Annotated in this window: 11 protein-coding genes; 5 read left to right on the top strand and 6 right to left on the bottom strand. The window is 69.7% G+C overall.

Features of this window, described 5'->3' with window-relative positions:
* Positions 1-15: 15 nt before the first annotated feature.
* Together J7E93_RS02790 and J7E93_RS02785 are read right to left on the bottom strand one after the other, a co-directional pair.
* Positions 16-1482, bottom strand: a complete 1467-nt coding sequence (locus J7E93_RS02790) for a sensor histidine kinase (RefSeq protein WP_215065649.1) — start codon at positions 1480-1482, stop codon at positions 16-18.
* A gap of 303 nt (positions 1483-1785) precedes the next feature.
* Positions 1786-2466 carry a TetR/AcrR family transcriptional regulator gene (locus J7E93_RS02785; RefSeq protein ID WP_308367626.1) on the bottom strand — a complete coding sequence of 227 codons (681 nt, stop codon included), beginning with the start codon at positions 2464-2466 and terminating at the stop codon, positions 1786-1788.
* An 82-nt stretch (positions 2467-2548) separates the two neighbouring features.
* Here J7E93_RS02785 and J7E93_RS02780 point away from each other — a divergent pair, with 82 nt between their 5' ends.
* The gene (locus tag J7E93_RS02780) at positions 2549-3301 is read left to right on the top strand and encodes an SDR family oxidoreductase (protein WP_215065601.1); all 753 of its coding nucleotides are present in this window, start codon (positions 2549-2551) and stop codon (positions 3299-3301) included.
* Positions 3302-3453: 152 nt separating this feature from the next.
* Positions 3454-4239 (top strand): glucosamine-6-phosphate deaminase, encoded by a 786-nt coding sequence (gene nagB, locus J7E93_RS02775; RefSeq protein ID WP_215065600.1) that lies wholly within the window; start codon positions 3454-3456, stop codon positions 4237-4239.
* A gap of 58 nt (positions 4240-4297) precedes the next feature.
* On the opposite strand, the gene J7E93_RS02770 is transcribed toward nagB, so the two are convergent.
* The 4 genes from J7E93_RS02770 to J7E93_RS02755 form a co-directional block, all read right to left on the bottom strand.
* Positions 4298-5812: a glycoside hydrolase family 3 protein gene (locus J7E93_RS02770; RefSeq protein ID WP_215065599.1), complete on the bottom strand. Its 1515-nt coding sequence runs from the start codon at positions 5810-5812 to the stop codon at positions 4298-4300.
* A gap of 9 nt (positions 5813-5821) precedes the next feature.
* The gene (locus J7E93_RS02765; RefSeq protein ID WP_215065598.1) at positions 5822-6700 is read right to left on the bottom strand and encodes a carbohydrate ABC transporter permease; all 879 of its coding nucleotides are present in this window, start codon (positions 6698-6700) and stop codon (positions 5822-5824) included.
* The gene (locus tag J7E93_RS02760) at positions 6697-7689 is read right to left on the bottom strand and encodes a carbohydrate ABC transporter permease (protein ID WP_215065597.1); all 993 of its coding nucleotides are present in this window, start codon (positions 7687-7689) and stop codon (positions 6697-6699) included. The genes J7E93_RS02765 and J7E93_RS02760 overlap by 4 nt, the downstream gene beginning before the upstream one ends.
* A gap of 219 nt (positions 7690-7908) precedes the next feature.
* Positions 7909-9186 carry an extracellular solute-binding protein gene (locus J7E93_RS02755; RefSeq protein WP_215065596.1) on the bottom strand — a complete coding sequence of 426 codons (1278 nt, stop codon included), beginning with the start codon at positions 9184-9186 and terminating at the stop codon, positions 7909-7911.
* A gap of 285 nt (positions 9187-9471) precedes the next feature.
* On the opposite strand from J7E93_RS02755, the gene J7E93_RS02750 reads away from it, so the two are divergent.
* The 3 genes from J7E93_RS02750 to mctP all read left to right on the top strand — a co-directional run bounded on the left by J7E93_RS02750 (position 9472) and on the right by mctP (position 12242).
* Positions 9472-10236, top strand: coding sequence for a GntR family transcriptional regulator (locus J7E93_RS02750; RefSeq protein WP_215065647.1), 765 nt, complete (start codon positions 9472-9474; stop codon positions 10234-10236).
* A 132-nt stretch (positions 10237-10368) separates the two neighbouring features.
* The gene (locus J7E93_RS02745) at positions 10369-10623 is read left to right on the top strand and encodes a DUF3311 domain-containing protein (protein ID WP_215065595.1); all 255 of its coding nucleotides are present in this window, start codon (positions 10369-10371) and stop codon (positions 10621-10623) included.
* On the top strand, positions 10620-12242 hold the full coding sequence (gene mctP, locus J7E93_RS02740; RefSeq protein WP_215065594.1) for a monocarboxylate uptake permease MctP: 1623 nt from the start codon (positions 10620-10622) through the stop codon (positions 12240-12242). Before J7E93_RS02745 ends, mctP begins: the two co-directional genes overlap by 4 nt.
* Positions 12243-12300 lie beyond the last annotated feature (58 nt).

Here is a 12300-nt window from a genome sequence, read left to right as displayed (position 1 = left end):
CCGCGACCGGCTCGGCTACTTCTGGGGCTGTACGGGGATGTCGAGGACGACCTTGGTGCCGCGCCCGGCGCCCGGCTGCATGTCGAAGCTGCCGCCCAACTCGCCTTCCACCAGGGTCCGCACGATCTGCAGGCCGAGATTTCCGGCTCGCTGCGGGTCGAAGCCCTCGGGCAGGCCGCGGCCGTCGTCCTTGACCGTGATCAACAGGCGGGCGTCGGCGCGGGGCTCGCCCCGGACGGCCGTGACCTCGACCGTGCCCTGCTCCCCCGGTGCGAAGGCGTGCTCCAGGGCGTTCTGGAGGACTTCGGTGAGAACCATCGACAGCGGCGTGGCGACCTCGGCGTCGAGGATGCCGAAGCGCCCGTTGCGCCGGCAGGTGACCTTGCCGGGCGAGATCTCGGCGACCATCGCGATCACGCGGTCGGCGATCTCGTCGAACTCGACCCGCTCGTCCAGGTTCTGGGACAGCGTCTCATGGACGATCGCGATCGAACCGACCCTGCGCACCGCCTCGTTGAGGGCCTCGCGCCCGCGGTCGGAGTCCATCCGGCGGGCCTGGAGGCGCAGCAGCGCGGCCACCGTCTGGAGGTTGTTCTTCACCCGGTGGTGGATCTCCCGGATAGTGGCGTCCTTGGTGATCAACTCGCGCTCGCGCCGGCGCAGTTCGGTGACGTCACGGAGCAGGACGAGCGAACCGATGCGGGTGCCCTTGGGCTTGAGCGGGATGGCGCGCAGCTGGATCACGCCGCCGTTGCCCTCGACCTCCGCCTCGCGGGGCGCGTACCCGGAGGCCAGCTTGACCAGGGCCTCGTCGACGGGGCCGCGGGAGGGGGCGAGTTCGGCGGTGATCTGGCCGAGGTGCTGGCCCACGAGGTCGGCGGCGAGGCCGAGCCGGTGGTACGCGGAGAGGGCGTTGGGCGAGGCGTACTGGACGATGCCGTCGGCGTCGAGGCGGATCAGGCCGTCGCCGGCGCGCGGTGAGGAGTCCATGTCGACCACCTCACCGGGGAAGGGGAAGGTGCCGGCGGCGATCATCTGCGCGAGGTCGGAGGCGGACTGGAGGTAGGTGAGCTCCAGCCGGCTCGGGGTCCGCACGGTCAGCAGGTTGGTGTTGCGGGCGATGACGCCGAGGACGCGGCCCTCCCGGCGTACGGGGATGGACTCGACGCGTACCGGGACCTCCTCGCGCCACTCGGGATCGCCCTCGCGCACGATCCGGCCCTCGTCGAGGGCCGCGTCGAGCAGCGGGCGGCGGCCGCGCGGGACCAGGTGGCCGACCATGTCGTCCTGGTAGGAGGTCGGGCCGGTGTTGGGCCGCATCTGGGCGACGGAGACGTACCGGGTGCCGTCGAGGGTCGGGACCCACAGGACGAGGTCCGCGAAGGAGAGGTCGGAGAGCAGCTGCCACTCCGAGACCAGCAGGTGGAGCCACTCGAGGTCTGACTCACTCAGAGCGGTGTGCTGGCGTACGAGGTCGTTCATGGAGGGCACAGGTGCGAGCGTACCCGCGGAATCGGAGGGCGCTGAACCTGGATCTCGGGGCGTTCGTGATGGAGGATGGACCAGGAAACCCGCCGAACCCATGGATGGACAGACCAGAATGGTCTAGTCCACAATGGCGAGGCAGCATCACATCATGACCCCCACCCTCCCCGCACAGGAAGGTGGACGAGGTACCCGGCGCTCTCTGCCCTGACTGCGCCGAGACCTCCCATACGGCCGTGGGACCGCACACCCCCGGCCGGGCAGCTCCGGGCTGCGGTGCCGGACGGGTTGAGGGTCCCGTCAGGCGCCGCGGCCCGCGGGTGTTTCCGGGGCCTTTGCCGATTCCATTTCCGGGGCCTTCTCCAGGGCCTTCTCCGGGCCGCTCCGCGCGGAGGGCCAGGCCAGCATCGCGGCCTCTGCCACCGCCTCCAGCTCCGTCCGCGTCGCCCCGTCGCGCGCCTGCTGGGACATCCCCTGCAGCACCGCGCCGCAGAAGCGCGCGAGAGTGCCGGCGTCGGTGCCCGCGGGCAGCTCCCCGGCATCGACCCCCTTGCGAATCCGGGCCTCGAAGGCCGCCAGGTTGGCGTTGCGGCGCTCGCGCAGGCCCTCCTCCACCTCCGGGGTCGAGCAGTTGATCGCCGCGGAGATCATCAGGCAGCCGCGCGGATGGCACGGGTCCGTGAAGACGTCCGCCGCCTCCCGCAGCATCCGGCCCAGGGCGCCGCGCGCGGTCGGCTCCTCGGCGAAGGCCCGGCCGCCGTAGGCGCCGTACGAGCCGGCGTACGCCTCCACGACCTCCTCGAACAGGGTCCTCTTGTCGCCGAACGCCGCGTACAGGCTGGGCGCGCTGATGCCCATGACGCGGGTGAGGTCGGAGACGGACGTCGTCTCGTACCCGTGCTCCCAGAACGCCATCGTGGCCCGCTCCAGCGCCGTGGGGCGGTCGAAGGAGCGGGGGCGCCCACGCTGTTTCGTCGTCACGGCGCCGATTCTATAACGAGCACTACGGAACGTGGTACGGTGCTTTCTGTAACGACCACTACGGAAGTGAGGGGGGCTCGCCATGGGCGCGCTCAAGGGGAAGACGGCGCTGGTCACGGGCGGCAGCCGGGGTATCGGGCGGGGGATCGCGGAGCGGCTCGGGCGGGACGGGGCGCGCGTCGCGGTGCACTTCGGAAGCAACGAGGCGGCGGCGAAGGAGACGGTCGCGACGATCGAGGCCGCCGGGGGCGAAGCGTTCGCGATCGGGCAGGAACTGGGGGTGCCGGGAGACGCGGCGGCGCTCTGGGAGGCGTTCGACGCCCACGCCGACGGCCTGGACATCCTCGTGAACAACGCGGGGATCGGGGCCTCGCAGCCCTTCGCGACGATAGAGGAGGCGGAGTACGACCGGCTCTTCGCGGTCAACACCAAGGCGCCGTTCTTCCTGGCGCGGCTCGGCGCCGAGCGGCTGCGCGACGGCGGCCGGATCATCAACATCTCCACGGGCCTGAGCAAGGCGGCGATGATGCCGGACACCATGGCGTACGCGATGTCGAAGGGCGCCCTGGACGTCTTCACCCGCTATCTGTCCAAGGTGCTCGGCGGACGGGGCATCACGGTCAACGCGGTGGCGCCCGGAATCGTGGACACGGACATCAACGCGGGCTGGCTGCGCGGGAACGAGGAGGCATGGGCGGGGGCGGCGGCGATGTCCGCGCTCGGCGCGGTCGGGACGTCGGCGGACATCGCGGACGTGGTGGCCTTCCTGGCCTCGCACGACGGCCGGTGGGTGACGGGCCAGTGGATCGACGCCACGGGGGGCTCCCTCGCCTGACGCCGAGTGGCCCGTGAGGTGGTCCCGGCCGAGGATGGAGAGGGCTGGGTCCGCCCACCGGACGAGCCTGGGCGGAAGGCCCTTCCTCTGCTAGATTTCGCTATGATTGGTCTATACCACACAGGCCCCTCACACGATCGGCAGGCACCAGCGTGGAAGTTGTCATCGTCCCGGACGCCACGGCAGGCGGCGCGCTCATCGCGGACGGCATCGCCGGCCTCCTGCGCCGCAAGCCCGACGCGCTGCTCGGCGTTGCCACCGGCTCGACTCCGCTGCCCATCTACGAGGCCCTGATCGCACAGGTCCAGGCCGGTTCCGTGGACGCCTCGCGGGCGCGGATCGCCCAGCTGGACGAGTACGTCGGGCTCCCCGCGGGGCACCCGGAGTCGTACCGCTCCACCGTGCTGCGCCAGGTCGTCGAGCCGCTCGGGCTCTCCCAGGAGGCGTTCATGGGTCCCGACGGCTCGGCCGAGGACGTCCAGGCCGCCTGCGAGGCCTACGACCGGGCCCTGCGGGACGCCGGGGGCGTGGACCTGCAGATCCTGGGCATCGGGACCGACGGGCACATCGGCTTCAACGAGCCGTGCTCCTCGCTCGCCTCCCGGACCCGGATCAAGACGCTCACCGAGCAGACCCGGGTCGACAACGCGCGCTTCTTCGACGACGACATCGAGCAGGTGCCGCACCACGTCATCACCCAGGGCATCGGCACCATCCTCGAAGCCCGTCACCTGGTGCTCCTGGCCACCGGCGAGGGCAAGGCCGACGCCGTGGCACAGACGGTCGAGGGGCCGGTCGCCGCGCTCGTACCGGCCTCCGCGCTGCAGCTGCACCCGCACGCCACGGTCGTGGTGGACGAGGCCGCCGCGTCCAAGCTGAAGCTCGCGGACTACTTCCGCCACACGTTCGCGAACAAGCCCGCGTGGCAGGGCATCTGACCCCCTGCGGTACGACGAGGGGCCGGCCACCAGGTGCCCGGCCCCTCGTCGTACGCCGTCAGACTCCGGCGATCGCCTCGGCCGCCGCCCGGCCGCAGACCCGCGCGGCCCCGTGCGTGGCGATGTGCAGGGCGCCACGGGGCTGCGAGCCGTTGAGGCCCATCTCCACCACCACGGTGTCCGGGCGGGCCGCGAGCAGGGCGTCCAGGGCCTCGGTCATCCACGGGTGCCGGTGGGCGTCCCGTACCACCGCCACGATCCGGCGCTCCCCGGCGGCGGCGAGCACGGCGTCCACCGACGGCGCGCCGTAGGTGCCCGTCGCGGTCCCCGGAAGCAGCCGCTCCAGCTCCGCCGCGACGCCCCACGGCGTCTCGTCGCCGACCGCGATGTTGGGAACCGGGGTGAAGGCGGCGACATAGGGAGCGCTGGTCATCGGCGTGTGCCGCTCCCCCGGCGTCACCGTCAGGGCCCGGCGGGCCGCGACGAGTCCGATCTCGGTGCCGGGCGCGGTCCCCTCCTGCACTGCCGCGCCCGGCCCCGACAGAGCCCCCCTGGCCCGGTGCGCCTGGGTCCAGGCCGCCAGGGCGCGTACGCGCGCCGCGGCGTCGGCCAGCCGCTCCTCGGGCAGTTCGCCGGTCCGTACCGCGTCGATCAGCGCGTCGCGCAGTCGCAGTACGGTGCCCTCGTCGGCCAGCCCGCCGCCGACGCAGATGGCGTCGGCGCCCGCGGCGATCGCGAGGACGGATCCGCGCTCGATGCCGTACGTCGACGCGATGGCCCGCATCTCCATGCCATCGGTGACGATCAGCCCGTCGAAGCCCAGCTCCTGGCGGAGCAGACCGGTCAGGATCTGCGGGCTCAGGGTGGCCGGGCGGTCGGGGTCGAGCGCGGAGAGCAGAATATGCGCGCTCATGACCGCTTTGGTACCCGCGGCGATCGCGGCGCGGAAAGGTACCAGCTCACGGGCGTGCAGTGTGGCGAGACCCACATCGATCCGGGGCAGCGCGTGGTGGGAGTCCACGTTGGTGTCGCCGTGTCCGGGGAAGTGCTTGGTGCAGGCGGCGACGCCGACGGCCTGTAGGCCCTCGACGTACGCCACCGTGTGCCGGGCGACCAGGGCCGGGTCGGCGCCGAAGGACCGTACGCCGATCACCGGGTTCTCGGCGTTGGAGTTGACGTCCGCCGACGGCGCCCAGTTGAGGTCGACCCCGCACTCGGCGAGCCGGCGTCCGAGCTCCCGGGCGACGGCCCGGGTGAGGTCCGTGTCGTCGACCGCGCCCAGCGCGTAGTTGCCGGGGAACGAGGAGCCGTGCCGCACCTCGAGGCGGGTGACGTCACCGCCCTCCTCGTCGATGGCGACCAGGACGTCGTCCCGCTCGGCCCGCAGTCGCGCGGTGAGTGCGGCGAGCTGCTCGGGCGAGGCGATGTTCCGGCCGAAGAGACCGACCGAGGACAGCCCCTCGCCGATCCTCCGGAGCAGCCAGTCGGGCGCGGTGGTGCCGACGAAGCCGGGCTGGAGCACGGTGAGCGCGTCGCGGGTCAGGGTGTCAGTGCCGGTGGTGAGAGTGGTCATGGTTCGGCGTTATCCCTTCACCGCGCCGGCCGTCAGACCCGCGGCCATCTTGCGCTGGACAAGGAGGAAGAGGATCACGATGGGGACGGCCATCATGGTGGAGCCCGCCATCATCGGGGCGTACTCGGTGCCGTTCTTCGTGATGAAGTTGCTGAGCCAGACGGTGGCCGTCTGGTTCTGCTGGCTCATCAGCATCAGGGCGTAGAGGTACTCGTTCCACGCCTGGATGAAGCCGTAGACGGAGGTGGCGACCATGCCCGGGGCGAGCAGCGGGAAGACGACCCTGATGAAGGCGCCGGTGCGGGTGCAGCCGTCGACCTGGGCGGCCTCCTCCAGCTCCTTGGGGATGTTGACGATGAAGCCGCGCAGGGTCCACACCGTGAAGGGGAGGATGAAGGTCAGGTAGGTGATGATCAGGCCGCTGAGCCGGTCGTACTGGCCGAGGTCGTTGAGGAGCAGGAAGACCGGGATGATCATGGCGACCAGCGGGACCATCTGGACCGCGAGGATGCCGACGATCACGATCTTGCGGCCGCGGAAGGCGAACCGGGAGATCGCGAGGGCGGCGAGCAGGCCGACCGCGATGCCGATGACGACCACGACGGCCGAGACGACGAGGCTGCGGAAGACCGGGCCCCAGAAGTCCGCGATGTCGAGGGCGCGCTCGAAGTTCTCGAGCGTGAAGGTCGACGGGAAGAAGTGCGGATCCGGGTCGATCGCGTCCTTGGCCGGCTTGAAGGCCGTGTTGATCATCCAGTAGACCGGGAAGCCGGCCGTGAGGACGACGAGCAGACCGAGCAGGTTCCAGCCGAGCTTGGACTTGCGGCGGCGGGTGGCGGCGGGCGCGGGCGACTTGGCCGGGGCTGCCGTGGCGTTGGCGGCGCTCACTCCACATCTCCGATCTTGAGCATCTGGCGCATGTAGACGGCGACGACGCCGAGCAGCAGCAGGACCGTGACGAGTGCGATCGCGGAGCCGGTGCCGTAGTCGTTGACGACGAACGCCCGGTCGAAGGAGTACGTGGTGAGCAGCTGGAACTCGGCCTCGGGGTGGCCGTTGCGCATCACGTAGACCTGCGGGAAGACGCCCATGTCCCAGATCACCGAGAGCGTGGTGAGCATGACGATGATGGGCTTGAGGATGGGCAGCGTGACGAAGCGGAAGACGCCCCAGGCGCCCGCGCCGTCGAGGCGGGCGGCCTCTTCGAGCTCCTTGGGCACCTGCGTGAGGCCGGCGCTCAGGGTGATCACCACGAAGGGGACGGCACCCCAGACGACGAGCAGCATGATCACTGCGAGGCCCTGCGGGCCGCTGGCGAACCAGTTGTGGCCGATCATGTCGACGCCGGGGAGGCGGCTGAGCAGCCAGTTGAGCACGCCGTAGTCGGCGTCGAAGAGCCACTTGAAGATGGCGGTGGCGACGATGATGGGCATGCCCCAGCTCGCCACGAGCACGATGTTGATGAGGGCCTTGACCCAGCCGGAGACGCGCTGGAGCAGCAGGGCGATCATCATGCCGAGGACCATGGTGACGATCACGGCGCCGGCGGCGAAGATCACGGTGCGCAGCACGACGGCCCAGAACTCGCCGTCACCGAGGATCTTGGCGAAGTTGTCGAAGCCGGCCGACTCCGCTTCCTGGAAGCCCCACAGCTGGGGCTGGCCGAACTTCTGGAACGAGAGGGCGACCAAACGGACCAGCGGATAGCCCAGCACCAGCAGCAGGACGAGGAGACATGGCGCGAGAAGCAGCCATGGGACGCCCGCCCCGCCGTTCGACTTCTTCCCGGGCTTCCCCGGGACACCGGCCGTGGAGCCGGAGGGTGGCGATTGCCGCACCGGCGGCACCTTCGCGGTGGTTGTGTCTGCGGCACTCATCCCGTGCTCCTCAGCGATCCCTCTCCTGGTACGGGCGACAGGGCCCCGTCGGCCCCCCTTTTTTTTGGGCTCGGTTCGCCTCCGGGGCGCTCTCAGCGTGCGTCGACGGTCGATCGTGCTCGGGTCGCTCGTTCCTCGCGACTCTCCGCGCGTTCTCCCTTTCGACGCCCGCGCGCCCCTTCGGCTCACTCGCCAGGGTGACGGGGCCCTGCCCATAGGTCACTTGACGTTGATGACCTTGTCGATCGCGGTGTCCGCAGCCTTGGCGGCGTCCTCGACGGACTTGCCCTTGGCGATGTCGATGAGCATCGTCTTGAGGATCTGGGCCTTCTCGACCTGGCCCCAGCCGGGGGCGGTCGGGACGAACCAGCTGGACTCGGCGGCGGTCGCCGGGACCGTGGTGGCCGGGTCGGCCTTCAGCGGGGCGAGGTCCGCCTTGTTGTTGGGCAGGTTGCCCTTGGCGACGAGGCCCTTCTGGCCCTCGGCGCCGGTGAAGGCGGCGATCCACTCGGCCGCGACGCCCTGCGCCTTGGACTTGACCGGCACGGCCAGGTCGGAGCCGCCGAGGAAGACCGGGAGGTTCTTGCCGGACGGGCCGGGCATCACGAAGTTCTCGAGCTTGTCCTTCAGCCCGCCGACCTTGTCGGTCTTCGGGTCGGCGGCGGTGCTGCCCTCCCAGCCGGCGGCGAACATCGTCGCGGACTTGCCCTGGCCGAAGACGACGGGACGGTCGGACTCGTCCTTCGTCTTGTCGCCGTGCATGTACTTGTCGAGGATGTTCTTGTACGCGGTGAGGCCCTTGAGGGACTCGGGCGAGGACAGGTTGGACTTCCAGGTCTCGCCGTCCTGCTTGGCGATGGAGCCGCCCGCGTCGAAGACGAAGGACATGGCGGCGTACCAGTCGGGCGACGGCTGGTACCAGGCGCTGAACTTGTCGCCCTTCTTCGCCTGGATGGCGTCCAGGGCGGCGGTCAGCTCGGCCCAGGTCTTCGGGGCCGCCTTGACGCCGACCTCGGCGGCGATGTCCTTGCGCCAGGTGCCCACGCGGCCACCGGCGTAGTAGGGGACGCCGTAGGTCTTGCCGTTGTAGGTGACCGAGTCCTTGAGGGCGTCGAGCCACTTGTCGGAGTTCTCGAACTTCGCCGGGTCGACCTCGGCGAAGGCGCCCTTGGCCATGTAGCTGATCATCTCGGTGTTGCCCATTTCGACAACATCCGGGGCCTTGTCCGTGGCGAGCACCGCGTCGAGCTTGGTGTTCTTGTCCGGCCAGCCGTAGTACTCGTGCTTGATCGTGATGCCCGGGTGCTTCTTGACCACCGCGTCGTCGGCGGCCTTGACGAGCTCGGGCCAGTTGTTCTGGGCGTCCACCGTCAGCCAGACGGTGATCTCCTTGACGTCGCCGCCGACCGAGTCCCCACCCTTGTCCGAACCGCCACACGCCGCGATGGAGACCATCATGCCCGCGACGCCGATCGCCGCGATGAGCTTGCGCTTCACGCCACCCTCCTCAGGGATGCCTGCAACCCCTGCCCACCGCGCGAAGACATACGCCGAGTAAAGCTCGTGGGGCTGGGACCTGGTCTTTAATGGTTTAGACCAGTACCGGGAGCTTGGCCTAGACCTTTAGGGGTGTCAAGGGTGTATAAGAAGGGCAGTCGGGTCCGTTATCGGACCGACACCTGAGGGAGGGCGACGACCCGTGACCGGTCCGTGCCACCATGTGAGCCGCGACAGACGGAGGAGCCGGTGACGGCAGCAGCACAGGAGTCGGGAAGGCGGGCCATGGCCACGGACGCGGGCAGTACGGAGAAAGAGGGCGGCGTCGCCACCCGCACCGCTCGCGTGCCCAAGTACTACCGGCTGAAGCGGCACTTGCTCGACATGACGGAGACGCTGCCGCCCGGCACGCCCGTCCCGCCGGAGCGCACTCTCGCCGCCGAGTTCGACACCTCCCGCACCACCGTGCGCCAGGCCCTGCAGGAGCTGGTCGTCGAGGGACGACTGGAGCGGATCCAGGGCAAGGGCACCTTCGTGGCCAAGCCCAAGGTCTCGCAGGCCCTGCAGCTCACCTCGTACACCGAGGACATGCGGGCCCAGGGCCTCGAACCCACCTCGCAGTTGCTCGACATCGGTTACGTCACCGCCGACGACACCCTCGCCGGACTCCTGGACATCTCGGCCGGCGGACGTGTGCTGCGGATCGAGCGGCTGCGCCTGGCCAGCGGCGAGCCGATGGCGATCGAGACCACGCACCTCTCGGCCAAGCGCTTCCCGGCCCTGCGGCGTTCGCTGGTGAAGTACACCTCGCTCTACACCGCGCTCGCCGAGGTGTACGACGTGCACCTGGCCGAGGCCGAGGAGACCATCGAGACCTCGCTCGCCACCCCGCGGGAGGCGGGTCTGCTCGGTACGGACGTGGGCCTGCCGATGCTGATGCTCTCCCGTCACTCGCTGGACGCGCAGGGCGAGCCCGTGGAGTGGGTGCGCTCGGTCTACCGCGGCGACCGGTACAAGTTCGTGGCCCGGCTGCAGCGGCCCAACGGCTGACCACCGCCCTTTCCGCACCCCCGGCATGACGGAGTCTTATCCGTTATCCGGACAGGGGTTCCATAGAGCGAAACCGTCCCCTAGATTTCCTGCCCATTACAACAGGTGATCAGCGAGGGGACGGTTCGTCGTATGTCCGAAGTGCCGCAGGAAAAACAACCAACCGTCACACCCGTGCGGGTGGTGGTGGCGCTCTGCCTGTTCGCGCCGTTCGTGTCGATGCTCTGGGTGAGCTCGTACGCGAAGGTCGAACCGACCTTCATCGGCATCCCGTTCTTCTACTGGTACCAGATGGCCTGGGTGCTCATCTCGACCGCACTGACCATGATCGCGTACAAGCTGTGGCAGCGTGACCAGCGCGCCCGCAAGGGGGGTGCGTCCCAGTGAAGGACGGCGTGAACGGCGTAGCACTCGCCGTCTTCATCTTCTTCTTCCTGGCCGTCACGGTCATGGGCTTCCTCGCCTCGCGCTGGCGCAGGGCCGAGAACGAGCACAGCCTGGACGAATGGGGCCTGGGCGGAAGATCTTTCGGCACCTGGGTCACCTGGTTCCTGCTCGGCGGCGACCTCTACACCGCGTACACCTTCGTCGCCGTCCCGGCGGCGATCTACGCGGCGGGCGCGGCCGGCTTCTTCGCCGTGCCCTACACCATCCTCGTCTATCCGCTGATCTTCACCTTCCTGCCGCGCCTGTGGTCGGTCTCGCACAAGCACGGCTACGTCACCACCTCCGACTTCGTCCGCGGCCGCTTCGGCTCCAAGGGCCTGTCCCTCGCGGTCGCCGTCACCGGCATCCTCGCCACCATGCCGTACATCGCGCTCCAGCTCGTCGGCATCCAGGCCGTCCTGGACGTGATGGGCGTGGGCGGCGGCGAGACCACCCACTGGTTCATCAAGGACCTGCCGCTGCTGATCGCCTTCGGCGTCCTCGCGGCGTACACGTACTCCTCCGGGCTGCGCGCGCCGGCGCTCATCGCCTTCGTCAAGGACACGCTGATCTACATCGTCATCGCGGTGGCGATCATCTACATCCCGATCAAGCTGGGCGGCTTCGACGAGATCTTCGCCAAGGCCGGAGAGGCGTACGCGACGGTCAACCCGGCGACCGACAAGCCGCGCGGCGCGCTGGTGCCGGGCGAGATGGGGCAGTGGGGCTACGCGACGCTCGCGCTCGGCTCGGCGCTCGCGCTCTTCATGTACCCGCACTCGATCACGGCGACGCTCTCCTCGCGCAGCCGTGACGTGATCCGACGCAACACCACGATCCTGCCGCTGTACTCGCTGATGCTGGGTCTGCTGGCGCTGCTCGGCTTCATGGCGATCGCCGCCGGGGTCAAGGTCTCCAACGGCCAGCTCGCCATCCCGCAGCTGTTCGAGGACATGTTCCCCGACTGGTTCGCGGGCGTGGCCTTCGCCGCCATCGGCATCGGCGCGCTCGTCCCGGCGGCGATCATGTCGATCGCCGCGGCGAACCTCTTCACCCGCAACATCTACAAGGACTTCCTGAAGCCGGACGCCACTCCGCAGCAGGAGACCAAGGTGTCCAAGCTGGTGTCGCTGCTGGTGAAGGTGGGCGCGCTGGCGTTCGTCCTCACCATGGACAAGACGGTCGCGATCAACTTCCAGCTGCTCGGCGGCATCTGGATCCTGCAGACCCTCCCGGCCCTGGTCGGCGGTCTGTTCACCCGTTGGTTCCACCGCTGGGCGCTGCTCGCCGGCTGGGCCGTGGGCATGGTCTACGGCACAGCGGCGGCGTACGGCGTGGCCAGCCCGACCCAGAAGCACTTCGGCGGTTCGTCCGCCGAGATACCGGGCATCGGCGAGATCGGCTACATCGGCCTCACCGCGTTCGTGATCAACGTGGTCGTGACGGTGGTCCTGACCTTCGTCCTGAAGGCCGTCAACGCGCCGGACGGCGTGGACGAGACCTCCCCGTCGGACTACACGGCGGACGCGGGGGACCCGGGCGTCAAGACCGAACTGCCGGCGGTCGCCGCAGGCCACTAGGACACGACCGGCCCTGGTGAAAGCGGCGAAGGGCCCGGGATCTCCGAGAGGAGATCCC

The organism is Streptomyces sp. ISL-36 (assembly GCF_018614205.1).
Taxonomy (GTDB): Bacteria; Actinomycetota; Actinomycetes; order Streptomycetales; family Streptomycetaceae; genus Streptomyces.
This window is presented reverse-complemented; position numbering and strand designations above follow the sequence as displayed.